This window comes from Streptomyces katrae, assembly GCF_000717655.1.
Lineage (GTDB): Bacteria > Actinomycetota > Actinomycetes > Streptomycetales > Streptomycetaceae > Streptomyces > Streptomyces katrae_B.
This window is the reverse complement of sequence record NZ_JNZY01000038.1, coordinates 34,867-60,478: the sequence shown is the minus strand read 5'-3', so window position 1 is coordinate 60,478 and position 25,612 is coordinate 34,867. Positions and strand designations below refer to the sequence as shown.

Below are 25,612 nucleotides of genomic sequence, written 5' to 3'. Positions count from 1 at the left end.
GTCTTCTCACCCGCCGCGAACCGCATCCCGGCCTGAAACCGGATCCCCTCACGAAACGCCCGACGCTCAGCCGTCAGGCCCCCACCCTCTGGATACCTCGCCTCACCGGCATACCGCAGGGATCATGAACCGTCACTACCCGACGACAACGCGAAATCCTCAGTAGACGCAGCCGGGCGAACCGTTCACTCCTTCGCAGAACACCCTCTGAGGATTTCCGAAAGCACCAAGCCGCTGCCCTGGCAGGTCTACGAGGACCACCAGGCCCCATCTCGGCAGGGCGGGCGGACGGGCATTTGGCCGTTCTCGCCGTGGACTTCTCCCCGCCCGGAGCGGTGGCGTTGGACACCGGCGGCCGGATGGAGGAGGGGTTCGCCGCCGTTGCGGTCTGGTTCCGGTCGAGGCCGGACATCACCGACGGGGTTGAGAAGGGGCACACTGCGCAGCAATCCAGACAGGACAGTCGAAGACGTCAGTCAGGCGGCGAGTCAGACGCCTCGGGCGCAACCGCCACTCACATTCGCACTGTCAGGCGGCTTCCACTGTTTCGGGTAGGGAGCGTGGAGTGCAGCGGCCGGCCCCGGCAAGAAGTCACGGGCCGGCCGGTGGACTCCGGAGTGGTTCAGGTCGCGAGGTGGAAGCCGGCGCCGACTCCGCCGGTGGTGTTCATCTCGTCGATGATGCTCAGGATCGGCGAACTGTGCTGGGCGCCAAACGCGTTGCCGACCAGCGTCTGGCCGTCCACGACGGGGGAACCAGAGTCGCCGGAGTTGGTGAAGATGAGGTGGGTGAACCAGATTCCGCTGGTGCCCAGCTTGATGCCGCAGGTGAGGCCGGTCCGGTGGCCCTGCTTGCACATCCGGGTCCCGTTGGCGGGCGGCGCCCCGATCGACGTGATGGTCACCGAGCCCACGGTGTCGGTGGGGGTGACCCGGCTCTCGTCCAGCTTGATCACCGCGTAGTCCAGGCCCTTGGGCCCGGTGCTGAGCAGGTTGTTGGGCGTACTGACGTACGTCACCGTGCCGATGGCCCCGGTCTCCAGGTCGGGGCGGCTGGCGTTGACGTCGGCCGGGGCGAGGGCCGTCCCCGCTGGCGAGGTGTCCCGGTAGACCTGCTCGCCGACCAGCTTGTTGCCCTGCGCGTCGATGAGGCAGTGAGCGTTGGTCAGGCCCACCAGGTTGCCCGCCGCGTCGCGGCCGACCGCGGTGAGGGTGCAGACGTACCAGCTCGTGGGGGCCTCGGGCGTCGGCTTCAGCCGGAAGATAATCCCCGTGCCGCCCCCGATGGGCGTGAGCGACTGCGTGCCCGCGGCGGGGACCTGAGCGGGGACAGCGCCTGCGGATGGAGCCGCGGTGAGGGACATGACCGTGAGGACGACGGCCAGGCCTAGGGCGCGTAACGGACGTATCATGTGATCGCTTCCTTTGCGGGGCTGGGAAGTTGACCGGAGCAGGGCTACGGATCCAGTCAACCACCACGGCGACGCGGCCGTGCGGGATCTGCATGAGTGGCGGCACTCCGGCCTGACCGTGGCGGATCACGTGGTGCGCGTCTACGGCCCACGCACCGGCTGACCCTGAGACGGTTCGTGAGCCCGCCTCAGGGTGCAGGCCTGCGACTTCGAGCAGGTCGGCTGTGGTGGAGCACGTGCGGTGCGTCTGGGCCAGGCCTCAGCGAGGGGCGGAGGGGTCCTCCTGGGTGGAGCCGGTCAGGGCCGACAGGTTCCGCCGGATGGTGCGCGTGAGGGGGTGGCTCTCGCCCAACGTCTCCTGGCACTCGGGGAGTGCGACCCGGTACAGGGCCGCTGCTTCCTCCTGCCGCCCGCTCTCCTTGTAGGCCCCAGCCAGGTTGTTCAGGGACGCGAGTACATCAGGGTGACGTGGTCCAAGTACACGCGTCCGCTGCTCCAGGTTCGACTTGTACAAGGCAAGGGCCTTCTGCAGCCGACCGGCCTCCTCGTAGGCGCCGGCCAAGTTGTTGACGGCGGTGAGCGTGGCGGGATGGTCGGGGCCGAGCACCTGCTCGTAGTCGGTCACAATGCGTTCCAACAGGGGCAGTGCGCGCTCGTGTGCGCCCATGGTCAGCAGGGCCAGTGAGAGGTTGGCTCTGGCGGCCAGGGTATCGGGATGCCGCTGACCCAACAGCCTCACGCAGTCGTCGACTTCCCGTTCCAGCAACGGCAGGGCCTGCGGAAAATCGTCGTTCTCCCAGTAGGCGGCGGCCAGGTTGTTGCGGGCGGTGAGGGTGTCGGGGTGCTCAGGGCCGAGCAGTCGCTCCGTTTCGGCCCGGTTGAGTTCGAAGAGGGCGAGTGCTTCCTCGTGCCGGCCGGCGGCGCGGTACACGCCCGCGAGGTTTTGCCGGGCCGCGAGGGTGTCCGGGTGGTCAGTGCCGAGCCGTCGCAGACAGTCCGAAACCGTCTGCTCGAACAGTTCGGCAGCCTGCCCCAGATCTCCGTTCTCCCAGTAGGCGGCGGCTAGGTTGCTGCGTGAGGTGATGGTGCCGGGCGAGTCGGGGCCCAGTACCCGCTCCCGGTCGGTGAGCACGTCCTGGAGCATCCGCACAGCCCGGTCTAGCTGGCCGGCGCTGAGCAGCGCGTAGGCCAGACTGTTCCGGGATGCCAGGGTCTCGGGGTGGTCACCGCCCAGGACGCGCATCCGTGCGCTCAGGTTGTCCTCCAGTATCGGTACGGCTCGCGCGAGATCGCCGGCGGCGTGCAGGGCACCGGCCAGGTTGTGCCGGGTGACCAGAGTGACGGGGTGGTCGTCGCCGAGGATGTGTCGGCGTCCGTCCAGGGCCCGTTCCAGGAGCGGGATCGCCCGTTCCGGGCAGTCGGCTACCCGATGGGCGTAGGCCAGGCTGGCGGTCACCGTGAGGGTCTCGGGATGATCGCTGCCGAAGATCCGGGCGTAGTCGGTCAAGGCGTGCTCTAGCAATTCGACTGCGGCGTCGGTGTCGGCGCGGGCAAGGAGGGCTCCGGCCAGGGCGGCTCGGTACCTCAGGGTCGCCGGATCGTCGGGGCCGAGGACACGTTCGGAGCGGTCCAGTGCCCGATGGAAGGCGGCAACGGACTCGTCGATCCGGTCGCACGCCTGGAGAGCGCCCGCGACGTTGCCGAGCGCCGCGAGTGCTGCAGGATGGTCGTCGCCCAGGGCGCGCCGGTAGGCCGCGTGGGACCGTTCTAGGAACGCCAGTGCGTCGCCGGGAGCACCCTGCTCGCAGAGGAAGAGCCCGGTGCGGTTGAGTAGGCGGGCGGTCACCGGCGTGTCGGACGACGCTGCAGACTGATCGGCGAGTGCCGTGATGTGCGGCAGGAGTTCCCGCCATCGCGGCCAACTCCGGGGTTCGTGGACGGGCGGAACGTACTGGTCGAGCAGTTCGGTGGCGATGGTCAGGCCCTCGGCGATGGCCTCCGTACTGCGCAGCGAATCGCGGTCGTCAGCGGTCCGCACCAGGGTCTGGACATGCCGGTGAACGGAGACCGTGTTGTCGCCGAGTTGGACAAGGCCGTGCGCGCGGAGTTCCCTCAGAGCCTGGGGAACCGTCCTTCTGACGGACTGCCCGTCGGAGCTGGACAGGAGTACAACGGGCACGGGCTCGTGGCTGTACCAGGACAGCACGCGCAGCAGGCGCAGTGCGCCCGGCGTATTCGAGACCGCACGGAGCGCCAAGCCGATGGCGTCCACCAGATGCCCGGCCCACGCGTCGTTGCCACCGATGGTGTCAGGATGTTCGGACATCAGCCGACGGAACGCGGCGACGCTGATCCCGGTCTCGTGAAGGTGTGCGCCCACCAGAGTGAGCGTCAAGGGATGTCCGCGGAGTTCGAGCGCAAGCTCACGGAGCTCGGCGGGCTCTGCTGGGCGCGCGGCACCCGGTTCCCGGGACAGACTAGCGAGCAGCTCGGCCGCGGCGTCCGGGGCGAGGGGCTGCAGCTGAAATACCTCGGTGTCGGGCCGGCGCCAGCCGTATGAGAGCCGGGTGGTCACGAGGGCCCGACCGCGGCTGCCCGCCAGATCGGCCAGCAGCGGATCGACGTGTGCCGGGTCGGTGACGTCGTCCAGCACCAGCAGCCATTCATCGTGTTCGAGCAGCCACCGGACGGCGCGCCGCGCCGCTTCCTCCATGGGGAGCGACCCGGCCAGCTCGGGCTGCAGTCGGTAGACCAGGTCTGCCAGGCCGTTGTCGATCTCGGTGGGAGACCCGGCCGCCAGCCACCAGGCGGGTGCCTCCCTCCGCCGGAGCCAGAGGTGTGCGAACGCGGACACCAGAGCGCTCTTTCCGACACCCCCCTGTCCGGTGACCACCGCAGTCCGCCCCGGTTCCTCCAACAGATCTGTCAGCAGGCCCAGTTCGTGTTGCCGTCCGATGAATTCCGGTACTTCAGGCGGCAGGTTTGACAGTCCGACCCCGGCCTGCACGTCCGACACCCGGCGCAGGGATCCGGTGTTGAGGAACGAGCCGTGGATGTTGACGTCCCCGGTGATGTTGATCTGGCCGTGCCCGGAGGCACCCACAGTGCCGTTAAAGCGGAAGTCAGACATCGGCATCCCTCTCATCGGCCGTCAACTGCGTGAGGAACTGGAGCAGCACCTGCCGGTCGCGGATCTCCACTCCCTTGTACGTGGCGAGCACAGGTGCGAGGCCACGGTCGGGAATGGGAACGGCATGGGCGGGGCGGACCTCCGCACTGCCGTTGACCGTCCGGTCCGGTGGCTCCGGCGGGCGGTGCGCGCGGTTCGGCGCGAGTACGATTCCGGCGCCGTGCCCGCGGGTGCCGAACTGTGGGACCGGCATGCCCGGACGCAGGGCGAGGCGCGCCGTGACGGCGTCATAGATCGCGGTCATGTCGAGGTACTCCGAACCACCCTCCACTCCGTGGCTCAGGATGTGTATCAGTTCACCGGTGAACGCGCTGTACCGCTCGCCCACTGGCGACAGCGCCTTGCGGGTGGCGGCGGAGGCCGTGAGCACGCAGACGCCCTCGATGTCGGCCTTGCCCGCCACCAGCGCAGCCAGCTCCTGCTGTTGTGCCGCCGGATCGCCCCGGTGTTCCGCCCCGGCGGCGCCCATCTCGCCGTTCAACGCTTTGCCGCTGTAGCAGCAGTCGAGGATCACCACGGTGCGCCGGGCCCGGCTTCCAGACTGTCGCAGCCGGGTCCGCAGCTTGGCGTAGCTCAGGCAGTCGTCCTCCCAATGGACGCCCCTGAGCGCCAAGTGCAGGTCCTGCGATTCGCCCACCAGCAGTCCGTGGCCGGAGTAATAGAGGAGCAGCGTGTCCGTCGCTTCGGCGGCGGCGCGCTGAACCTCGTCCAGGACCTCGTGGGGATAGGCGGGTTCAGGAATCGAGAAGCAGTGCTCTTCCGGTAGGTCCCACACCGTACCGTTGGTGAGCAGGCGGCGCATGGCCGCCAGGTTCTGCTCCACCGCCGGGAGCGCGCCCATGCCCAGGCCGTCGGCCGCACTGTGCACTCCGATGAGGATCGCCCGGGAACCGGCCGGGTCCGGCGCGGTCACGAGCCCGATGCATCCTCGTCGACGGTACCGTCGCCGGAGGCCGTAAGAGCGTCGACGACACGGCGGACCTCGGCGGGGTCGTCGTTGGTGATCTCGACCGTCGCATCCTTGTACTGGATCCGGACCGTGGGCATGGTGGCCCTGTCCCGGCCCTGCCGTCTGGCGTCCCGCCACGCGGCCACCGCGACGGCGAGGCTGCCGAGCCCCGAGACGTCGTCCAGGATGGCCTGTACGATGTCGGCGACGCCCATCTCGCCCTGCCCGGGTTCGGCAGGCAGCACGCTGAGCTCGGCATGACCGGCAACTGGGTCGTTCCGCAGCCATCGCAGGAGATCTCCGCCCTCGCCACCGTCCTCCACCCGAATCCGTACCTGCACGACGCGCCCCTCCGTCGATCCCTCACCCGGTCCGACCCGGTCGGCTCTAATCCTGCCCGATACGGCGGGCGCCGGGGGCGGTTTCCGTGATCCGGTGTGCTCAGGCGGTGCCGCAGATGGTGAGCACCGCCAGCCCCAAGGCAGTTGATGCTCGCGGCACCATGAACACTGACCAGTGGCGCGAAGCTGGCAGGATCGCCCGGACGGCGGTTCATACGGTGGCCTCCTGCGGGTTGGGATCACCCCCGCGTCGGCAGGGAGCGCTCTTCGTGACCTGCAGGTTCTTAGGTGCTTTGCATGTTCTTTGTCATCTGCCCGAGGTGCGGAAGTGCTGTTATGGCAGAAGCCATAGGGCGTGACGTAGTCCATGGGTCGGTAGCGTGTTCGGGGTTGTGGCGGTCATATTCGTCGTTGGGCGTAGGCCGCGAGTTCGGGGTGCTCCCGTATGAGTTGTTCCCGTAGTTGGCGTACTTCCTGGGCCTCGGTGGCGGCGCGTTGTTCGGCTTCGGTCTGGTCTTGTGCTGATTGGGACCGCTCGGCATGCTCGGCATAGGCTTCATCGAGCATGCGTTCCCAGCGGATTGTCTATCGTAGGCGTTCGGCTTCCTGTGCTGCCTCGGCCTCGGCGACGAGTCCTGCCGTCGCGCGTTGGATCTCAGTCTGTTCTGCCCTGTTCCGGCACTGCTGGCATAGCCCGTCGTCGGGTCGTGGTCCTTTGCCGGCTGCCGAGCAGTCCTTGCCGTCGCATTCCCACCACCGGAGCTGCGGGCCGTTCTGCCGTTGTGTGGGCACTGGGCGCCGGCGGTGGTCTGCCCGGCGTTCTGTGCATTTGGGGCATGCGTCGTCCAGGTGGAGGGTTGTGCCGTCCTCGCACATGGGGTCAGGGCAGTCCGTGGACGGGCGCACCAGCCCGACCGCGGCCCCGACGGGGGAGGAGAGCTCTCCTTCGGCCAGGGCGTGGGCGTAGCCGTGCGTCCACCAACGGCGTTGGATCCGCTCGAGTAGCTGCTGGGGGGTCCGTCCTGCGTCCAGGGCGTGCAGGATCGCCTCACGTAGCACGGCCGGGGGGTGGGGCGGGAGCAGGGCTGCCAGCTCTCGCGGCCATCCCGCCTCAACGGCTCTGACCGAGTCAGCCAGTCCCGGCGACAGTCGCAGCCGGGTCGTCTTTCGCGACCTGGCTGGCGGGATGGGCGCGCCAGCGCCCCGGGACGCGGCGCAGCCGCTGGCCCCTGGCGGCCTACTACCTGTTGTGGCCCTGCGGGCGTCATCGGCGCTACGCGCCGCAGGCGCTGTCGGGGTTTGTGGAGTGGGGAGGGTTATAGGGGAGGGTTGGGGGACTGTCAGTCCCCCCTGCGGGGATTGACAGTCCCCCCTTCCCCGGGACTGAGAGTCCCCCCGTCCGTCGGATTCGAGGGGTTTTGCGGGAGGGGACTGAGAGTCCCCTCCTTTCTGGCGTGGCTTTCCCTTGTCGCTGCGCTCTGTCCGCGGCGGGGTGGGTGGCAGTGTGGGCCGGGTGTGGTGTGTGAGTGGGGGCAGGCCGCGGTGTGCCCGGTCCTCGTTGACCCGTGCCAGTCTTTCGGGGCCGTACCAGGCTGCCGGGATCTGCAGGCCGCTCCGGCTGGCCCGGATCGGCGTCCCCCTTTCCCAGACGGCCCCGGAGGGCCTGGCGGCGGCGGGCATCGACCCGATCCTGTTGCCCCCGGTGCCGGAGTCTGCCGGGCACGTGACGGTAGAGCGCTCTCATGCACCGCAGGGCGTTCCGGTCGGGGCACCAGCCGTGTTGAAGGAGCACGCCTTGGTCGGTTCCGCAGATACGGATGAGAGCCTCGCCCACCCGCTGCAGCCGGACCCCGCACATGACGAGTACGGTCAGGACCACCCCTATGGTCCTGAATTCCCCGAAGCGGTGCCGCCGGCACAGCCAGTTGTTCGGGTGGCCTCCGAGCCGGCCCGTATGACGGAGGCGGAGCTCTGGGAGGCATGCCGCTCGTACGCGGCGCGCACCGGCGCGCCCCCCTGATGCTGCCGCTTTCGTGGTGCACCTGGCCGAGGCGTACGGGGTGGTGGACCCGGTGACCGGTGGGCCGCTGCCCGCGACAGATGTAGAGGAGCTACTGGCCCGGTTCCCCGGAAGCCCGACGGCTGTGACCGGTGACGATGCGGTGACCGGTCACGGTGGGGAACCCCATCCCTTCTTTCAACCCTTCTCGGCTCGAGGCGACGTTCATGCGCCCGCCGTGCAGGCCCCGGTGTCCGGTCAGGTAGCGGCGGCGCCATTGGCGTCGGCGGGTGACCGGCTGCCGGCCGCACGACGTAAGCAGATGCCCCCTGACGTGCTGACCGATCTGGTCCTGGCGTCTGCTGGGGAGGCCGAGCGATGGGAGGCGACGGTCACCGACACCGGTGCGGCCGCTGCCCGGCTGCCGGAGCAGCAGATCGAGGAGCCAGTCCTGGATCCGGTCCAGCAGCAGATCCTCACTGTCGCCGCTTGGCTCACCGAGGCCGAGGAGACCGGCGTGAAACTCTCCGGAGCAGAAGTGGCACGCCGCCTGGGAGTATCCCCTAAGACAGGTCAGCGCCGCGTGATCGACGCTGGCAAGCACCTCACCGAGCAGCGTCGGCAGCAGGGGCGTGCTCACCTCCGCTCGGTCTGAAGCTGACCGCCCCCGCGTGACCGGTGACCGACGCCTCCGTGACCGCTGACCGACAACTGGTGAACTCGTGACGCGACCGGTGACCGGTCACGGCCTGACCGGCCCTCGTGACGGCGCGACTGGTGACTGATTCGGTGACCAATCCGGTTACAGAATCGGTGAGTCACCGACTATCACCTCACCGGTGCGAGGTCACCAGCACGCCGGTCTGGAGCCCCATTCGACGCGAGCGGCCCGCGTGGGCGAGCCCCGGCACGTCGTCGTGCTCGGCTGGCTCCATCGTGACCGGTCCAACACCCGCACCCCTTTGACCTGCGATTTGACCGATGACCGATGGTCAGGATGACCGGTGACCGGTGACCGGTGACCGGTGACCGGTGACCGGTGACCGGTGACCGGTGACCGATCCCACCTCCATCGGTCATCGGTCATGACGGACTCTCCAAAGTCACCAGCCCCCTGCGAGGGCACAGGCGGTTGGAAGTTGGACGGAGGCGCGTACGCAGTCGACCTCAGGTGATACCCGTGTCGAGCCAGCATGGCCAGGAGCGGTCTGATACCGGTCCGCGTATCCGGCCGGCGTCCGCGGTGCTGGTGAGCCCAGCGCAATCGCAGCTTGCCTCCGAGAGCCTGGGCCACACCCGAGCCCTGGCAGGCCGTCACGATGCTCGCCAGGGCACATTGCTGGACAGCGGAATTGCTCCTGGGCCCACGCCAGTTCGGCGCTGACGTATGCGGCAGCGGCCGGCGCATAGGCGCAGGACCGGACCGGTAGCCATCGATCACCTGACAGGTTGCTGCGTCCGCTCGCTTTCGAGTGTGCGACGGGCGAAGGGGAACTGCGTGCTGTCCTCAGGGGGCTTGGCCGTCGATGGCAGGAATCGCTGCCTCGTGGGGTGGCGAGAGGAGCTTCCGGGGCGTCGCGTGTTGCTCCACCCCGGGGCTGGTGTGGCAACGCCACTTTCCGGCCGGTCGGATGGGTCAGGGCCGGTTGTACCGACCGCAGTGGCTTGAATGCGCAGTCACATCGTCAATACAGACCCTGACGTACGCGGCCCCGCGGGGCGCATCCGCAGGAATTCCGATCCTGAACGGATACGTCCCATCACACTTAATGCCGGTGTCCCAGGCGCCGAGCTCCTCGCCAGAGGCACCGTACGTGCCGAACCACGCCCTGTAGCAGCCGACGGCCCGGAGTGTTCCATCGGCCCCGACCGACCGGTTGTACCAAGTCAAGGTGCCGCGGAGGTAGCTGGCACCGAATGTAACGTCGAAAGGGGTGGTCGAGTAGGCGGCGGTCTGCGCGCCGGCGGCGGGAGCGCCCAGCAAGGTGCCCGCGGTCAGCACGACGGAACCGAGGGCGGCGGCGAGATGAGCCTTCATGCGATCTCCAGGATGGGATGAGCCGGTTCGTTCCGCCCGCGTAGGCGCAGACCAGGTTGAAGCCTTCGTGATTGAGGTGTCCGGTGATCTGGCGGCGCAGAGCGGGAACCGAGAGCTTTTCGGTGGCGGCGCCGGGGGTATCGACGAGTTCGGGGTGGGCGTCGGCCCAGATGCCGGCAAGGGTGTCGACCAGGGCGGGGACCCGTCCGGGGACGCCTGTGTCCGGGCGTCGAACGGGCGGACGGCACGGGGCGCGGCCGGCTCGTCCCCGCGGGGTGCGGGCGTAGAGCTCCTCGGCCAGCGAGAACACGTCGTGCCGGAAGCGCGCGGCGGTGCGGTCGGTGATGCCCTGCACCTCCAGCCCGGCGGCGATCTCCAGCGGGCGGCCCCCGCACGTCCGGCGCGGCCCTGGTCCCCTCTCGGCTTCTGTTCCAACCCCCGTTCGAACCTCTCTCCGGGGCTCCGTCTCGGGTTTCTCTTCGGAGTTCTCCGCGACGTCGGGGCGATGGCACGGTGGCAGCGCTCCGACCTGCTGGCCAAGGGGTCAGGTACCTGCGGTTCGCAGGCTCACCTGACCCAGGCGCCGGCCGCGCCGGCACCCACCAGGCGCGGGTCTCCAGCAGCTGCGACCGGGCTTTCCAGCTGGCCTCAGCTCGCAGACGGAAGGGGCCTGGGGATGCGCAGGCACTCGAGGTCCTTGAGGTTCCCGTCATCGAGACAGACCCTGACGTATGCGGCACCGCCGGGCTGGTCCGCAGGCACGACGAAGTCGTAGGACTCGATGGCGCCGCAGGCGATCGGGGAGCCGCCGCCCGAGCCGACCACGCCACGGTCCCCTTGGAGGGCGTAGGCCCACGTGGTCCGGCACGTCACCAGACTGTCCGACACTGCGGACCTGTGCTGCCCAACGACTCGGACCGATCGGTTGTACCAAGTGATGGTTCCCCTGGTCCACGTGGCACCGAAATTGATGGTGAACTCACTGGGGGGAGGATAGGCGCTCGCGTTCGCGGTCTGCGCGCCGGCGGCGGGAGCACCCAGCAAGGTGCCCGCGGTCAGCACGACGGAACCGACGGCGGCAGCGAGATGAGTCTTCATGCGATCTCCAGGATGGGATGAGCCGGTTGCGGCTTCACATCCTGGGCGGGTCGGCCACCTGCGGCCTACCTGTTAAGCCACGGCTTAAAGGGGCGGGACGGCAGTCGCGGCGCCGCACGCGCCCTCGGGGCGAGTGTCCGGTGGTCCCCGAGCAGGGCGGCACTGCGCAAACGGGTCTGACCCCGCGGCGCCCTCGGGCCTCAGGGTTCCGTCAGAACACCGGTCCGCAGCAGGGCCAGCCCGAGAGGGGTGATGACGTGCAGAACGGACCTGCCTCGGCGGCTGGTGGTGATGAGGTCCGTGTTCCGCAGCACGGTCGCGTGCTGACTAGCCGCTGCGGCAGTGACGTTGAGGCGACGGGCCAGTTCGCTCGTCGTGCAGCCTTCCGCTGTCACCTGCAGAGCGGCAGCTCGCGTGCGGCCGAGCAGCAACTCCAGGTTCCGCACGGCGGAGCCGTCTGCCTCCGCCGGTCCGGTACCAGTCAGCGGCCGACGGAGAGCAGGCACGGTCAGTCGGGGTGGCTGGGCGGGATCGAGCGGGTCCCACAGAAAACTCACCGGGAGCTTCGCGAAGACCGTGGGCGTGATGATCAACCCCCTTCCCTGGAGACGCACCTCAACTCGGCGCGGGTAGGGAGCTTCGAGCACCGGCGGACGCCAGCGGACCAGTGGCGCGCAGACCGAACGCAGCAGCAGATCGATGCCTCCCTCCAACACCAGGTTCGCGCAACGGGTGGTCAGCGCGACCAGCTCGGACCGCCCTTGATGCCAGTAGGGCTCCACGGTCAGCCGATGGCAGGCACGCACGGCCTCGGCGAGCTCCCGCCGCGCGTCGCGGTCACCCTCGGACACCTGTCTGGCCCATGGCAGGTGCCCTGGGTGAAAGTCGAGCCCCTCGAACTCGCGTCGCAGCCGGGACACTGGGGCGTGCAGCAGATTGTCCACGGCGTGGTCTACAGAGGGCACATCACCCATCAGGGCCAGCAGATCAAGCCCGGGACCGCGCACCGGAACCAGGGACGTCAGGGGGCGCGTGTCGGCTCCCATCCGGCCCGCGACCGCTGACCGCCACGAGCGGAAATGAGGAAGCTCCCGGTTCTCCCTCAGCAGCTCCAGACTGTAGTAGACCTCCGCTGCGACGCCGATCGTTGCGGCCACCCGTGTCCGGGCGAGGTCTTCCGCCGTGAAGTGAATGCGTAACACCGACCGGCCTCCTCCCACCGAAGTAGAGCGCGTGAGCGCACCGCCCAGCATGCCCCAACCCGCCGCGTTCGCACCGGCATTCAGGCGGAGGCCGCGCCCGCTTGCTGACGGCGTATGCGCGCCCGTAAACCGGCTCGTGCGACGGATCGGGTCTGCCCCGGCATGACTCGGATCATCGCTGACACCTCCTCTTCTCCGGCGGCTTCGGCGCCAGGCCTGACCACGGCTCGGACAACGGTCTGTGGCCGGGCACACCGGTACCCCGTGGTTCGTGGTGGAAAACGGGAACCGGTTCCTCGGTCGGCACGTGAAGTGAGGCCGGGCCGCCTGGCCGGCAGCAGACGGTAGGCGACCGGCCGGTCGGGGAGACGCGAGGGCATGGACGCATAGGTTCGGTGTCAAACGCCTCGATTGGATGACAGGGCGACTGGCTTCACTGTCCAAGGACACCTACACCGCTGCTGCCCTGTCTCACTGAAGGTTGGCCGCTCAGCTGCTTCGACGGTCAGGGAGCACAGTGGACTGGGGAACGCTCGTAGGCACTGGTCTTGGGGCGTTACTCGGCGTCGGATCGACACTCGCTGTCGACCGTGCCCGAGCACGTCGTGAGAAGGACGTCCGCGGCGAGCAGCTTCGACGCCAGGTGTATGGCGAGTACCTCGTCGCCCTGTCACGGACCCGGAGTCAGCTGCGCGACATCGCTCATAACGTCCAGGAGCCGCCGGAGCAGCAGACCCGGCAGGCACGTGACACAGTGCGCGAGAGTGAAGCCTACGAGCTCCGCCAGCAGTTGCAGCTCTGCGCGCCGACGGAGGTGCTGGCGCTCACTGATCAGGTGCACGCAGCGCTGCGAGACCTTCGGGAGCAGGTCGTGAACGGAGCTACTTCCGAGAACGAGACGTACCGGGCAGCGCGCGCAGCATACGAGACCGCCGCCCGAGCCCTTCGCGGAGCGATGCGTCGCGACCTGGATGTCGCCCCGGGCCAGACGTGAGGCGCTGTCGGCCCCAGGCCTCCCCACGAAGATGAACCTCGGCCGTTGCCTCCAGAAGCCCCGCACCGGCCATAGACCGAGCGTTTCGTGGTCCAAGTTCAGTGAGAGCGGCCGATCCTCAGTGAGACAGGACAGCTGCATGCCCGGTGACTGGCAGCGTGCTCACCGCTCGACGGAAGCGAGGCGCGGCTGTGCCAGGGCTGGTGAGCTATCCGGGGACTCCATTGCTCCCCGTTCGTCGGTCAATGCCAGCGGGCGACGTCCTCGTCCTTGAAGTCGAGGCCCTCGGCGCGGAGACGGGCCACGGCGGCGTCCAGGTAGCGGGTGTTCCACAGCACCACGGCGTTGACGACCAGACGCGGGGCGGCGGCAGGTGGTGCGCGCCGCCGTGGGCGGTCCAGCGGATACGGCGGTCTATCACCGCAGGACGCAGCTCCATGTGCATGGGAACGGGCAGTGTGAGCGGTTGCCGATGAATCTGTCGGTGTGGGTGCTGGCGTCTGTGTGGCGGAGGATGGAGATCCCGTACGGCTTCTACGGGCCGGTGGTCGTCACGGGGCCGCAGCTGGATGCCTTGGACGAAGCGATGGCTGAGGAAGTACTGGCGGTCTGCGCGGCGGTGGCGGAAGTGCGGGAGGAGTGGGTGACGCGGCAGCCTGCCGGTGAGTGGCAGGCTCGTGCCGAACTCCTCGCCGCGGCCCGTCACCGGGTGGCGGCGCTCGCCTGAATGGCTCTGTTCACGAGTTAGGGGTTCTGGCACACATTCCGTGAACGATCTTGGCTCGGGCTCCACCAGCCCTCTCGTGACATCCAATCCGCACAGCTCACGTGGTGCGCACCGCCATGCTGACGGATAGCCAGCAAGATCGTTCACGGAATGTGTGCCATAACCCGGGTTTCGACAGTAGGGGGCTGCGGGGCTGGCAGGGTCCCGTCCACCCGTCTCTTGTTCGTTGGCGCTGGGCGGCTCTTGCCGGTCGTCACCGGTCGCGGCCGAGCCGCTGAGACGACTGCGTCCGGTGGCTCGGGCCGATAACGCATGGAAACCGCGCCTCCAGCCAGGCAGGGTGTGGCGTGATGAGCTATCACGATGAGACGTCCCGCACCCTGTCCTATGCATGCCATGACACGCTGGAAGGGCTGCTGCAGCGCGGCCGGGGGCTGGGCGCGCAGCGCGCACGGTATGACCCTGAGGCCGCCGCGCCGTTCGTGTACGACGGGACTCGCCGGGACTGGAAGTGGGACTACCAGACCGACACCCGCTACCTCTACCAGGCGCGGCTGATCCGGGACCTCAAGCTGCCGCCTACGCCGGTCGTCGACCAGCTGGCGGGGGATGAGGAGGAGTGCTTGCGGGCCGCCGATGTGCTGGAGCTGCTCGCCCTCGCCGGTTCGGATGAAGCCCGGGAGGGACTTCGGGCATACATTCGGGAAGGCAAGCACTGGGTCTCCGTACTGGAGTCGGTCGCGGATGGCTGGCCGGCCGAGTGGTGGGAGGACCTGGGCGACGTCGCGCGCGCCCGGATCGGCGAGGAGGAGGATCTTCCGTGGTCTTTCGAGCCGTGGAGCCGGTTCGGGATCGAGGTGCCGGGCCGCCGATTCCCTCCGCGGCCGTCCCTTGGCGGGCTGAGCGACGAGGAGCTGCTCGCCCTGCTGGCCGCCGACGGCACGGAATTCAACATGAAGATCCATGCTCTGGGTGCGCTGGCCGGGCGGGAGCCGGCCGAGGGGCTGATCCCGCTCGTGCCTTCCCTCGGAACCCCGGACGGCCGCCGGCCCCTGCCCCTGCTCTGGCGGGCGGTCAAGCGCCTCGGAGTCCTCGCCGTGCCGGCGGCGCGTGAGTGGGCCCTGGACAATCGGGAGTGGCTGGCCCAGCTGGGGGCGGAGGTCTTGTCCGACCACCCCGGGCCTGAGGCGCTACCGGGGCTCGTCACCGAACTGGCCGATCAGTGGAAGGCGCGTGCCTGGTGCGGTCCCGACACGACGGCGAGGAGACTGGCCCGCTTCGGACCCGAGGCCGCCGACGCCGTGCCCGTCCTTTGGCGCTATTGGCGTCACACCCCGCACTCGTACGAGCGCGCTGACTACCTGATGGCGCTCGCCGTGATCGATCCTTCCGGCTTGGACGACGCGTACACCGAGTCGCTCTGGGACTGCGAGGAACGGGCACGGCTGCTGGGCATCGCCTCGGCACCCCACCACCCGCAGACACTGCACCGCATCGCCGTACTCCGCGACGACCCCATGGAAACACCAGAGGTACGGGCCGCTGCCGGAGCTCGGTTGGCCTCGTGACCGGCCCTGAGTTCTCCCTGACTCAACTCGGACGGCAGAGGTCGCCACGGGGTGCCTCCCGTTCCCGGGGTCTGGCACACATTCTGTGGTGACGGCTCGACGCTCAGTACGTTGGCCAGTGACCCCGGCTTTGCACGCGAGAGATCGGCTCTGGTGAAGTGAACAAAGCCACCTGAACGCTGGACCGCGAGCCCGCTCTGAAATTGGGTGTGGGCCTCTGCAACTGCCGGGGCCCACACCGATCTATGCCGTGCTGGGTATCACGACGCTGTGTTCTCGGCTGTCGTGGGGGAGGGCCGGCTGGACAGGACGAGGTTGATGGTGTCTTCGGTGAGGGTGTCGAGGGTGATGTCGTAGGTGCGGGCCATCTGCTGCACTCGGGCGATGGTCCTGCGGATGGATGCCTGGTTGTCCGCGGCCCATTCGATGTGGAGCAGGTCCCGGTAGAGGACTTCCGAGGTCTCTTCGATGTCGAGGCCTTGCTGGACGGTGCGGCGGGCGGCGTCGAGGTCGGGGGCGGTCCCGTCGGTGTGCCAGCGGGCGAGGGTATGGGCGGTGTCGGTGATCCTCGACAGCATGTCCTGAATGACGGGGTCAGCCCAGGGCAGGGTCCGGCCGTCGAACGGCTTGCCCCGCACCAGCCCCATCGCCGTTTCCAGATCCGCGATGCCGCCCTCGGGACCGGCGGCCAGCCCGCGAGAGGCCAGCTGCTGGAAGCGGTCCCAGTCCGAAGTCACTGCCGGGTGGAAGACATACCCGCTGCCGCTCTTGGGCCGCGGAAGCAGCGGATACCCGTCGTCGGCCAAGCCGATCTGATTGCGGAGCTCGGACAGCCGTGAGTGCAGCGTGCGGGTGGACCACGGGTGGAGGGGGTCCATGGCCTGACACAGGTACTCGGCGCTACGCCCCGGGCGCAGGTGGATCAAAGCCGCGATGGCGTTGGTGCGGGGGCTGTGGGCGGATCCGAGGCCGCCGGTGATGCGCAGGGGGCCCAGCATCTCGATACAGACGACCGTGTCCTCGTCGCCTCGTTCGGCTGTGGTCCGGGCCGCAGGGATGAGTTTGCTGGGCTGGCCCGGGCGAGCATGTTCGCCCGGCGTACCGGCGGAGGGTTGGCCCTTGGTGTCGGCAGCTTCGGCGGCGTGGGCGGCTTCGGTTTCAGCGGCCGCGGGGCCGCTTGGGGCGGTGGCCGCAAGGAGGGCGGGGAAGGGGTTGCCCGGGTCGTGAGCGCCCTCGCTGGTCACCCGCACGGTCAAGGGCGCGCTGGTGGCAGCTGGCTGGTCGTGGTCCTCGGCGAATTCCCACGCCCCGGTCGCGGTCGCGGGTTCCTGGACGGATACCTGGAGGGCGTGGATGTACTGCAGGTACTGCTCGTCGGTGATCCGCTGCAAGGTCACTGGCTCGTCCAGCAGCGCGAGGCCGACGTCTTGATCGCGCGTGGTGTCGAGGATTTCGGCGTGGGGGAACGCCCGGCGGGTGGTGTCGGTGGCGGGCAGGACGACGGCGGTGTGCAGAGTGCGGGCAGCGGCGAGGGCGTCAGCGAGCTGGGTGACGTGTTCCTGGTCGCTGTCGCCGGCGCCGATGAGCAGCCAGGGCAGGACCTGTTCCCCGCTCTGGTGGGCTGCGAGGAGGAGTTCGCCGAGGTCGGCGGCGACGGCGGGTAGATGGGGCATGGTGCGGATCCGGCCCTGGGGGAGGAGTCCGGCCAGGCGGGCGCCGAGCCCGGTGGTGAGGATTTCGCTGTAGTCGGTCCAGGCGCAGGTGCCGAGCTCGAGTGCGAGGGCGCGGGCGACTTCGAGGACCTCGTCAGCCTCGCCGTCCAGGAGCAGCACGTTGCAGGTCATGAGATCGGCCAGGAGCAGACCGGTCTGGGTGGCACCGAGCGTGACGAGCCCCGGGTACGGGGCCTGGACGTCCTTGACCTGGTCGGCGGGCAGCAGCACCGCCTGGGCGTCCAGGGTCCAGGCTCGAGGGTCGCCGCCGGCGGTGAAGGGGGTGATGGGCTCGGCGGGTTCGTCGAGCAGCAGGGTGATGTCGGCGGCATCGAGTCGGGCACCGCGCAGGGCGGGCAGTTCGCGCTCTGCCTGGGCGGTGTGGTGGGCGAGGGTGCGCAGGACGCGGTCGAGGAGCTCGATCCCGGCAGGCTCGGAGGTAGCCCCGAGGATCTGCTCGAGGCTGGTGGGGTCCGGGTCTTGGGCGATGGTCTGGCCGGCGCGGCGCTGGCGCTGCTGCATGATCCGCCGTACGCCGAGCGCGCCGGCGAGGGAGGCGGCCAGCAGGGTGCCGATCCCTGCGATCAGCGCCCAGTTGATGGTCGCGGGGCTGTGGGTGTTTGGGGTGGTGGTGTCACTGGGGGAGGGGGTGACCGGCGTGGGGGTGGTCTGCTGCGGGCCGCCGGCTGAGGGAGCCGTAGTTGACGGTGCGGGTTCGGGTGTCGCGGGTGAGGATGCTGATGGTGCGGGGGCGGCCGGCGACGGTGTTGCCGTTGCCGGGGGTGCGGCGGGCGCCGGAGTGGGAGGCGGGGTCTGCGGTGGGGTGGGTGTTGCGGTGGCGGGCTGGGGGAGGGTGAGCCGCTGGCCGGGGTGGATCAGGTCGGGGTCCGTGAACACGCTGCCGTCGGGCAGGGCCTGGCCCTTGTTCAGGTCGAAGATCTCCTGGTATCGGTCGGCGTTGCCCAGCGTGGTCGCGGCGATGCCGGACAGGCTGTCGCCCCTCCGGACGGTGTATGTCGCAGGAGCCGCCCCGGTCTGCTGCGGGTTTGTGCCGCCCGTTGCAGCCGGGCGGGCGTCGGCGGGGAGGCGCAGGCTCCATCCGGGCTGGATGGGCCGATCCGCGTGGAAGACGGTGCCGTCGCCCATGGTGTGGCCTTCGTTGAGGGCGGCGATGTCGCCCCACCGCTCGCCGTCGCCGAGGCGTTCGGCGGCGATGGACCACAGGCTTTCAGCGGGGCGGATGTCGCGGACGGTGTGGGTGTCGGCCGTGCTGGCCGCTGGTTCGGAGGTTTCTGCTCCGCCTGCTGCGCTGGTTTGCGTGCCCGGAACGGGGGCCGCGCTCGCGCTGATGTGCGGGGTAGGGGCGGGTGCTGCGGTGGCGGGGGCGGCGAGGGCGGTGCCGGCGGGCAGGGCGAGCATGACGGCGCCGACGAGTGCGGCGGCGGCTCGCTGTCCCAGCAGTCCGCGGATCTGGGGTGCGGTGCGGCCGCGGAGCTGGGCGGGGATCTCGAGCAGGACCGCGCACGCGAAGCATGCCCATCCCGCCCAGGCGGCGGCGGCGAGGACGAGGAGGAAGACCTGGCCGGAGTCCTCGGTGGACAGCAGGCTGGTCAGGGCGGCGAGTCCGGGTGGCCCGACGAGGGCGGTGGCCCACCACAGCAGGGCCGGCAGACCGGCCAGCAGCGCAGCCAGCACGGTCAGGGCCAGCAGGCCGCGCAGCATTGCGGCCGCGGTCTGAGCGCCGGCGCGCCGCCGCGGCGGGGTGGGGGCGGGGGTGGGCTTCGGCATCGGCCGGTCCTTCTCGCGTCGAACGGTGGGCTATTGGGGCTGGGTGGTGCCGTACAGCAGGTGGGCGGAGCCGTGCCCGGTGACGTCCATCGATCCGAGGCCGATGAGGGCCAGGAACTTGGTCGGGTAGGTGTCATGGACGGTGACGGTCAGCTGGGTGCCGTCGGCGGAGAGGGCGGCGCTGCCCTGGGTGCCGGCGCGGGCGAGGTAGGCCTGCGCGGCCGCCTGGGCGGCTGCGGGATCGACACGGACCGCGGCCCCGGTAACGGCAGCCTCAGGGTCAATGGCCTGCCCGGCCGCCCTAGCCGCCTCCATCGCCACAGCGTCGGCGCGCTCGGTGGCGCGGAGCTTGCCGCCGCCGTCGATGGCCAGCCCGATGATCGCCAACAGGGCCACGGTGACGATCGCCGTGTAGATGGCGATCCCACCCCGGTCCTCGTGCAGTCGGCTGTGCCACCAGGTACGCAGGTGCTCCATGGTCAGCCCTCCCGGGATCGGAAGGCGTCCACCACGGAAGTAAACCGACTGGTCATCGTCTTGGATCCCGGAGCGCCCGGCAGCAGTAGGTCGCTCATGGTGACAGTGCACGAGATGGTCACGGTGACGGTGCCGACCTGTCCGACCGGTACGGCGAGCCCGGAGGCGTCCACGCTGGTGCTGGTTGAGGCGCAGTGGATGCCCTGGTCGTTAAGGGAACGGGCTGCCGCGGCCGAGGCTTCGGCATGCGCGCTGCTGTAGGTGCGGGAGATGGACGCGGCACGGGCCGCGTCCTCGGCGGCGGCGTCGATTTTCGCGCCGGCGGTGACGATCCGCCCGCCCGCGATGGCCAGGCACAGCAGCATGAGCAGCAGTGGGGTGACGATCGCGGCCGCGATCGTCTCGCTGCCCCGGTCACCCCCCGCGGTGCGCCGCCGTAGCCACGTCATGATTCGGGTGGATTTCACGGCGTAGTCCACCTTTCGCGTGGCGCGCCGGCCGACTGCGACACGGACAGTCCGCCCATTCCGGGGATGAGGGACGGGGCGCTGCCGGTGACCGTGACCCGCACGTTGGTTGCGGAGCTCCCGGAGGTGGTGACGGCGGTGGCGGTGAGGCTGTCGCCCGCGATCCGTCCGAGGGTCTCTTGGGCGCGGGCTGCGCCTGCGCCGTCGGGGGCCTGGTAGACGCGGGCGGCGGCGACGCCTTCGCGGGCAGCGGTCAGCGCGATGCTGCGGGCGTGGACCCACATTGCGGCCTGGACTACCGCGACGGTCACCAGGAGGACGAACGGGAAGATGATCGCCATCTGGATCGACGCCTCACCCCGGTCCCCGGCCAGCCGCCGCCGGAGTGCCGTCAGCCGGCTTCCGGACCGCCTGCTGCGGACCGGCCGTCCCCGCGCCGTACGCGTCACTGCGTCCCCCTCTCCCCCCTTTGCACTGCTGCTAGATGCCGGACAGCTTGCCGTTGTACTTGGTGACGACGATGCCGATGGTCCCGGCGATGGCGAGGGCTCCGGCGACGGCGGCGACCCAGATGATGATGGTCGTGATGGAGATGTCGCCCCGGTCCTCGGAGGCATGCGCCTGGACCTTCTCCCAGTGCGAGCGCAGGGCGACGTTCAGGCGGACGAGCGTCTTCATGGTGTGACTCCCTCTGTCGGGTCGGGTCAGGTGGTGAGCATGCGGATGATGGCCGGGAAGGCGATCAGGAGCATGACCAGGACGGCGAGCAGCGCGCCGGGGGCGGTCATCTTCTCGCTGTCGCTGTTGGCGTCCGCGGCCTGCTGGGCGAGGAGTTCGGTGCGCAGGTTGCGGGCGCGCGAGCGCAGAGTGGTGTAGACGGAGGCGCCGTCGTCGGCGGACTGCCGCATGATGGCTGCGAGGTCGTCCATGACCGGCAGGTCCAGCTCGGCGGTCAGGCGGGCCAGGGACTCCCAGTGCGCCACCTTGTCCACCCTCGACTGCGCCAGCGCCGCCTGGATCCGCTGGAACGCCCACCCCTGCCCCACTGTTGCGGCCTGCTCCATGGCCTGTTCGGCCGACACGTTCCCGGCTCGGCGCAGGGCGACCAGGTCGAGGTAGGCGGCCATGGCGTGCGCGAACTCCGCCCGCGCCCGCTTGGCCTTGTCCCGCAGCGCGAGGGCGGGCGCGAACCACAGCACGACGGCGGCGAGCAGCCCGACGATCGCTGGCAGGTACAGAGGCAGACCGAGGAGCAGCAGCGGCACCGTGGACAGCGGCGGCAGCAGCAGTCCGGCACCGGCCAGCGCCACCTTGGTCAGGACGAACCGTGCGGGCGTGGACCCGGTCAGAGAGAGGTCCTTATAGGGGATCCGGACGCCGGGGACGTCGGCCAGGCGTTCCAGCAGCCACTGCCCCCACTGCTCGTCCCGGTCCGGCCTGGCCTCGCCGTCCGGGGTGGCGGCGGGTGCGGGCTGGTTGAGGCGGCGCAGCGCGGGCCCAAGGGCGGGTGTGGGCCGCAGGACTTCACGGATGAGCAGGGCGCCGCCGGCTCCGATGGCCGCGCCGGACAGGATCGCTGCGACGGGCATCATGCGCTCACCTCCACGGTGGGCTCCTCGGCGTTGTCCCCGCCTGTGGGGGTGGGGGTGACGGCGCTGCGGGGGTCGGCGATCAGGAAGCGGGGGACGGGCTTGATGTCGGCGATCTGCCGCATCAGCGCGAGGACTCCGACGAACCCGGCCAGCACGACGGCCAGCACGAGCTGCCCGAGCAGGGTGCCGTAGGGGGCGGTGTAGGAGGGAATGAGGAACCCGCATCCGATCACGCCGAGGGTGATGATCGTCATCCACCGCATCGTGGTACGCGGCTTGGCACGGTCGGCCTCGATCGCCCGGCGCCGGGCGACTTCCTCGTGGACGGACTCCGCGAGGTCCTCCAGCGCCTGCGCCAGACCGGGCCCCCGGTCGGCAGCCGACAGCACGAGAGCGGCCACCACCTTGTCCGCGGTCACATCGTTCAGCGCGTCGCCGAACTCCCGCAGGGCGTCCACCGGCCGCCATCCGACCTGCAGCCGGTCCACCAGGTCGGCCACCTCACCCGTGATGTCCTCGGGACAGCCCCGGCGGGAGACCTGCAACGCCTCGTCCAGCCCGCGGCCCAGCCGCAGAACGTTGGCCAGGCGCTGGGTCCAGTCGCCGAGGGCTTCCAGCTTGGCGATCCGGGCGGTGGCTGACCTTGTCGGCGAAAGCAGCCACGGCACCCCGATGACCGCGAGGAACACCATCACCCCGGCGATGAACACCCCACTGATCAGCCACAGCAGCACCCCGGCCAATGCTCCGCCGGTCAGGCGGGTACGGCGGGCCATCTGCTCATCCCGGCTGGCCAGATGCCGCCCGGCCCGAAGCCGGGCCGCGGCACCGGGCCCCTTGGGCGCGGTGGTTCCGGCGATCCCGGCGACCAGGCCGACCAGCCCGCCCGCGACGGCGAGGCCGGCCAGCACCCACAGCAGCACGCTCACAGCGCCGCCCCCTCGGTTACCAGCAGCGGCAGCGGCGCGCCCCACGCCCCGGACGGGTCGTTCAGCAGGGCGGCGTCGAATCCGGCGCGGCGCAGATCGGGAATGCAGCGGGGGTGCATGAGCGGGACGGCGCGGTGCTCGCCCCATTCGGGGCGCGGGCCGAAGATGGTGTTCGTCTCGGGGCGTCCGCCTTCGCCGATGCCGGTGACTTCCAGGACGTGGGAGATGAACCGGTGGCGGTGGCCGCCGATCTTCGTCTCGTCCACGGAGGAGACGAACACGATGAAGTGGAGCCCGTTGGCGGCCTGCCGGTAGGCGAGCGACTCCGACATGTTGGCCTGGGCCAGCAGGTAGAGCTCGGCGATCCGGTCGAAGACCACACTCGGGTGGATGGCGTGCAGGGTGCACAGGTTGCCGCCCGCACCGTTCGTCATCGCCTGCAGCATCGCGACGATCTCCGGGCCACGGACCTCACCGACCACGATCCGCGTCAGCGTCATGCGCAGCGCCCGGTACATCAGGTCCATCAGCGTGATCTCACCGGCAGCCTGCCCCGCGACCACCTCGCCGTTGGACTCACGGGCCTCCATCGGCACCACCTGCCGGTGATGGCCGTTCTCGTGGGCGAACAGCTCGTACTCCGTCTCCAGCGTCGCGAACCGCTCGTCCGGATCGATCTCTTTGAGCAGGGCCCGCAGCAGCGTCGTCTTGCCCGCCGCCTGACCGCCCACGATCATCACGTTCTTCTCCGCGCGCACACACGCCCGCAGGAACTGCTCAAGGGTCGTGTCGAGCATGCCGCGGCCGACCAGTTCAGGCAGGTCCGCATGGCGCATGCTGTGCCGGCGGATCGTCACATACGTGCCCGGCGTGACGTCGATGACCGCCTGCAGACGCGACCCGTCCGCGAGCCGCAGCGCCAGAAACGGATCCGCGGTCGAGAGACTGCGCTCGGCCTGGCCGGTGGTGCGCCGAGCCAGATCCCGCAGCAGCTCGCGCAGCTCCTCGTCGGAGTCCGCGACCGGCGCCACCCGCACACGGCGCCCGTCGGTGAAGTCCAGCCACACATCCGCGAACCCGTTGATGAAGATGTTCTCCACCAGCGTGTTGTCCAGGTGCTGCTGCAGACGCCCAGCCCGGAACTGCAGGTCGAAGACCGCCTGCGCGATGGCTGCGTCCTCGGCCGCAGACGTCGCAACGCCACGCTTGATGGCCTCGGCATCCGACCACACCGCCACCTGCCCATTGATCAGATGACGGCCCTGCTGCTCCTGCGCGGCCACACTCATGCCCGGCCGGGCCCGCAGCAGCTCGGTCAGCCGTTCCCCGACCTCCTTCTTGATCAGACGGACCGCCCCGTAATCGAGGACCGGCACAGACACCGCCGCGGGAGCGGGCGTGGCCGTGGCGGGCAGCGACCCCCGCGGATTCACCGGCTGGGCGCCAGGGCGCCCATTTGAGACGGGGGCCCCGGGGACGGCGCGGGGGCCGGCCAGCCGGGCCTGGAGCGAGCCGGCGGGCATCTGGGGGTTGGGGTTGTTGTGCAGGGGGTTAGCGCGCACCGGTCACCACCCGTCCGCCACCCGGCCCGGCGGGCGGGGCCAGGCGTGTACGGCGCACAGCCACAAGCTCCTGGATCCGCACGGCGGCCGACCGGGCTGAGCGCATCAGCTCCCCGGACTCGAAACGGCGTGGCTGCTCGGCCCCGTCTGACAGCACCGCGGCCTCCTTGGGCCGCCAGGGCAGCACCGCCGTGACCCCGACCCCCAGGTGCTTGCGGACCTCCTCCTTCGAGAACGGGCCCTCGTCCATCAGCAGAATGCCCAGCTCGGTGGTCCCGCCGAGCGACTCGCGTAGCGCCTCCAGGCGCACCTGGGCGCTCTGCAGCGAGCGCAGCGTGCTGCGTGCCACCACCAGGACCACGTCCGCGCTCTGCGCCAGCACCGCCGACGGGCCGAACGCCCCACGACGGCCGAGGTCCACGATCACGTCGTGCCCGTGAGCCTCGATCCCCGTGAACAGAGCGGCCAGCGGCCGCCACACCGGTTCCATCGCCGACGCGTGCGCCGGGTCGTACAGCCCGGGCAGGACCAGCCGGTCACGGCTCCCGGCGTCGGTGACGTCCACCAGCTGCCGCCAGAACGCCTCACTCAACTGCCCCTGCCGCGTGGCCACCGCAAGGTTGCGCAGCCCGTGGGAGTTGTCCAAGGTGCCCTGCAGCGCGCCGGGCAGGATCGCCCCGCCGTCCGGGTCGGCCTCGGCCAGCACCACCCGGTGCTCCTGCGGCATCGGCCACGTCATCAGGAGCGCCATCGCCGCCGTGGTCACCCCCGGCGCGCCCAGCCCGCCCGCCAAAGCAATGACCGTCATCAGCTGCTCCCGTCCTGCGCGGCCACGATCAGCGCGACCGCCCCGGTCGCCACCCGCGCCGCCAGCGTCGGCCCGCTCGTCGCGGGCACCGCCACGTCCACCACCACAACCCCCGTCGCAGGCGCAGCCACACCCACCGCCACCACCGTCGCCGCGAGCGTCTGCGGCGCCGGCGAATCAGCCGGCTTGCCGGCACCTGCTGCCGCACCGGCCTGAGCCGGATCAGGTGTCGAGACGATCAAGACCTTCTGGCCTGGCGACAGCCGCGACGCCGGAAGCTGCGACGGCTTCAGCGCCACCCCCACCAGCTGTTCGCCTGCTTTGACCAGGGAGGCGGAGGTGACCTGGCCGGGGGAGAGCAGCGAGCCCGACTTCAGGGCCACGGCCGCACGCTGCCCGACCATGCCGGCCTTCTTCGCGGCGGGGACCGCTTTGACCGCAGGGTCCAGGGCGAGTGAAGCCGAAGCGAGGTCCGCCTCCGTGATCGCATTGCCCACCGGCACATCCCGGGCCACGACCAGCACACTGGAGCGCTGCCCCGACGCCGTGAACAGCAATGCCCCCGACAGCCCCCCGGCTGCGATCAGCGCGACGGACAGGGCGATCAGACCGGGGCGGCGGCGCCGCTGGCGCACCACGCGGGGAGCAGCGGCCGGAGCGGCCGGCGGACCGGCAGGCCCGGGCCGTGCCGTGCGGGGTGCCGAAGGCTGGGTGGACGTGCTCACGTGCTGTGCCTCCAGAAGACAAGAGCAGAGAAGAG

General features: G+C 70.1%; 20 protein-coding genes and 1 pseudogene. 3 read left to right on the top strand and 18 right to left on the bottom strand.

The window, feature by feature from the left end:
• Window positions 1-622: 622 nt before the first annotated feature.
• From IF09_RS0132170 to IF09_RS45975, 5 genes are all read right to left on the bottom strand, one after another.
• Window positions 623-1,411 (bottom strand): trypsin-like peptidase domain-containing protein, encoded by a 789-nt coding sequence (locus IF09_RS0132170; protein ID WP_030301814.1) that lies wholly within the window; start codon window positions 1,409-1,411, stop codon window positions 623-625.
• A 259-nt stretch (window positions 1,412-1,670) separates the two neighbouring features.
• The gene (locus tag IF09_RS42125; protein ID WP_158710109.1) at window positions 1,671-4,541 is read right to left on the bottom strand and encodes a tetratricopeptide repeat protein; all 2,871 of its coding nucleotides are present in this window, start codon (window positions 4,539-4,541) and stop codon (window positions 1,671-1,673) included.
• Window positions 4,534-5,514, bottom strand: coding sequence for a caspase, EACC1-associated type (locus tag IF09_RS0132160; RefSeq protein WP_051833240.1), 981 nt, complete (start codon window positions 5,512-5,514; stop codon window positions 4,534-4,536). The genes IF09_RS42125 and IF09_RS0132160 overlap by 8 nt, the downstream gene beginning before the upstream one ends.
• Window positions 5,511-5,891 carry an effector-associated constant component EACC1 gene (locus IF09_RS45980; protein ID WP_158710108.1) on the bottom strand — a complete coding sequence of 127 codons (381 nt, stop codon included), beginning with the start codon at window positions 5,889-5,891 and terminating at the stop codon, window positions 5,511-5,513. The genes IF09_RS0132160 and IF09_RS45980 overlap by 4 nt, the downstream gene beginning before the upstream one ends.
• 399 nt (window positions 5,892-6,290) lie before the next feature.
• Entirely contained in the window at window positions 6,291-6,458 is a 168-nt protein-coding gene (locus IF09_RS45975) for a hypothetical protein (RefSeq protein WP_158710107.1), read from the bottom strand.
• Between the two features lie 1,466 nt (window positions 6,459-7,924).
• Here IF09_RS45975 and IF09_RS46540 point away from each other — a divergent pair.
• Window positions 7,925-8,545: a hypothetical protein gene (locus IF09_RS46540; protein WP_199920515.1), complete on the top strand. Its 621-nt coding sequence runs from the start codon at window positions 7,925-7,927 to the stop codon at window positions 8,543-8,545.
• Between the two features lie 2,031 nt (window positions 8,546-10,576).
• Here the strand turns inward: IF09_RS46540 and IF09_RS47510 are convergent.
• The 3 genes and pseudogenes from IF09_RS47510 to IF09_RS48095 all read right to left on the bottom strand — a co-directional run.
• The gene (locus IF09_RS47510) at window positions 10,577-10,816 is read right to left on the bottom strand and encodes a hypothetical protein (RefSeq protein ID WP_234321222.1); all 240 of its coding nucleotides are present in this window, start codon (window positions 10,814-10,816) and stop codon (window positions 10,577-10,579) included.
• 410 nt (window positions 10,817-11,226) lie between these two features.
• Entirely contained in the window at window positions 11,227-12,228 is a 1,002-nt protein-coding gene (locus tag IF09_RS0132125) for an ArsR/SmtB family transcription factor (protein ID WP_030301796.1), read from the bottom strand.
• 1,245 nt (window positions 12,229-13,473) lie between these two features.
• Window positions 13,474-13,578: pseudogene (locus IF09_RS48095) on the bottom strand (Tn3 family transposase); the annotation flags it as partial.
• Window positions 13,579-13,688: 110 nt separating this feature from the next.
• Between IF09_RS48095 and IF09_RS0132110 the strand changes: the two are divergent.
• Both IF09_RS0132110 and IF09_RS0132105 read left to right on the top strand, forming a co-directional pair.
• Window positions 13,689-13,949, top strand: coding sequence for a hypothetical protein (locus tag IF09_RS0132110; protein ID WP_158710105.1), 261 nt, complete (start codon window positions 13,689-13,691; stop codon window positions 13,947-13,949).
• Between the two features lie 350 nt (window positions 13,950-14,299).
• Window positions 14,300-15,517, top strand: a complete 1,218-nt coding sequence (locus tag IF09_RS0132105) for a hypothetical protein (RefSeq protein WP_030301787.1) — start codon at window positions 14,300-14,302, stop codon at window positions 15,515-15,517.
• Between the two features lie 260 nt (window positions 15,518-15,777).
• Here IF09_RS0132105 and IF09_RS0132100 read toward each other — a convergent pair whose 3' ends face one another.
• The 10 genes from IF09_RS0132100 to IF09_RS0132055 form a co-directional block, all read right to left on the bottom strand.
• A complete protein-coding gene (locus IF09_RS0132100; protein ID WP_030301785.1) occupies window positions 15,778-19,017 on the bottom strand; it encodes a LysM peptidoglycan-binding domain-containing protein in 3,240 nt (1,079 codons plus the stop codon).
• Window positions 19,018-19,047: 30 nt separating this feature from the next.
• Window positions 19,048-19,494, bottom strand: a complete 447-nt coding sequence (locus IF09_RS0132095) for a pilus assembly protein TadG-related protein (protein WP_030301783.1) — start codon at window positions 19,492-19,494, stop codon at window positions 19,048-19,050.
• A gap of 2 nt (window positions 19,495-19,496) precedes the next feature.
• Entirely contained in the window at window positions 19,497-19,943 is a 447-nt protein-coding gene (locus IF09_RS0132090) for a TadE/TadG family type IV pilus assembly protein (RefSeq protein ID WP_030301780.1), read from the bottom strand.
• Window positions 19,944-19,957: 14 nt separating this feature from the next.
• Window positions 19,958-20,356, bottom strand: coding sequence for a TadE/TadG family type IV pilus assembly protein (locus tag IF09_RS0132085; protein WP_030301779.1), 399 nt, complete (start codon window positions 20,354-20,356; stop codon window positions 19,958-19,960).
• An 85-nt stretch (window positions 20,357-20,441) separates the two neighbouring features.
• The gene (locus IF09_RS0132080) at window positions 20,442-20,639 is read right to left on the bottom strand and encodes a hypothetical protein (protein ID WP_030301777.1); all 198 of its coding nucleotides are present in this window, start codon (window positions 20,637-20,639) and stop codon (window positions 20,442-20,444) included.
• A 26-nt stretch (window positions 20,640-20,665) separates the two neighbouring features.
• Entirely contained in the window at window positions 20,666-21,553 is an 888-nt protein-coding gene (locus tag IF09_RS0132075) for a type II secretion system F family protein (protein ID WP_030301774.1), read from the bottom strand.
• Window positions 21,550-22,482 carry a type II secretion system F family protein gene (locus IF09_RS0132070; protein WP_037636583.1) on the bottom strand — a complete coding sequence of 311 codons (933 nt, stop codon included), beginning with the start codon at window positions 22,480-22,482 and terminating at the stop codon, window positions 21,550-21,552. Before IF09_RS0132070 ends, IF09_RS0132075 begins: the two co-directional genes overlap by 4 nt.
• The gene (locus IF09_RS0132065; protein ID WP_030301770.1) at window positions 22,479-24,005 is read right to left on the bottom strand and encodes a CpaF family protein; all 1,527 of its coding nucleotides are present in this window, start codon (window positions 24,003-24,005) and stop codon (window positions 22,479-22,481) included. Before IF09_RS0132065 ends, IF09_RS0132070 begins: the two co-directional genes overlap by 4 nt.
• A gap of 28 nt (window positions 24,006-24,033) precedes the next feature.
• Window positions 24,034-24,852, bottom strand: a complete 819-nt coding sequence (locus IF09_RS0132060) for a hypothetical protein (RefSeq protein ID WP_030301768.1) — start codon at window positions 24,850-24,852, stop codon at window positions 24,034-24,036.
• Window positions 24,852-25,490, bottom strand: a complete 639-nt coding sequence (locus IF09_RS0132055) for an SAF domain-containing protein (RefSeq protein ID WP_324606881.1) — start codon at window positions 25,488-25,490, stop codon at window positions 24,852-24,854. The genes IF09_RS0132060 and IF09_RS0132055 overlap by 1 nt, the downstream gene beginning before the upstream one ends.
• Between the last annotated feature and the right edge of the window lie 122 nt (window positions 25,491-25,612).

Excerpts from the sequence above, each read along its gene's own strand:
- IF09_RS0132100 (WP_030301785.1), bottom strand. The coding sequence starts at position 19,017 with ATGCCGAAGCCCACCCCCGCCCCCACCCCGCCGCGGCGGCGCGCCGGC.
- IF09_RS0132080 (WP_030301777.1), bottom strand. The coding sequence starts at position 20,639 with ATGAAGACGCTCGTCCGCCTGAACGTCGCCCTGCGCTCGCACTGGGAG.
- IF09_RS0132170 (WP_030301814.1), bottom strand. The coding sequence starts at position 1,411 with ATGATACGTCCGTTACGCGCCCTAGGCCTGGCCGTCGTCCTCACGGTC.
- IF09_RS42125 (WP_158710109.1), bottom strand. The coding sequence starts at position 4,541 with ATGTCTGACTTCCGCTTTAACGGCACTGTGGGTGCCTCCGGGCACGGC.
- IF09_RS0132065 (WP_030301770.1), bottom strand. The coding sequence starts at position 24,005 with ATGCCCGCCGGCTCGCTCCAGGCCCGGCTGGCCGGCCCCCGCGCCGTC.
- IF09_RS0132095 (WP_030301783.1), bottom strand. The coding sequence starts at position 19,494 with ATGGAGCACCTGCGTACCTGGTGGCACAGCCGACTGCACGAGGACCGG.
- IF09_RS0132105 (WP_030301787.1), top strand. The coding sequence starts at position 14,300 with ATGAGCTATCACGATGAGACGTCCCGCACCCTGTCCTATGCATGCCAT.
- IF09_RS0132075 (WP_030301774.1), bottom strand. The coding sequence starts at position 21,553 with ATGATGCCCGTCGCAGCGATCCTGTCCGGCGCGGCCATCGGAGCCGGC.
- IF09_RS45975 (WP_158710107.1), bottom strand. The coding sequence starts at position 6,458 with ATGCTCGATGAAGCCTATGCCGAGCATGCCGAGCGGTCCCAATCAGCA.
- IF09_RS0132090 (WP_030301780.1), bottom strand. The coding sequence starts at position 19,943 with ATGACGTGGCTACGGCGGCGCACCGCGGGGGGTGACCGGGGCAGCGAG.
- IF09_RS0132060 (WP_030301768.1), bottom strand. The coding sequence starts at position 24,852 with ATGACGGTCATTGCTTTGGCGGGCGGGCTGGGCGCGCCGGGGGTGACC.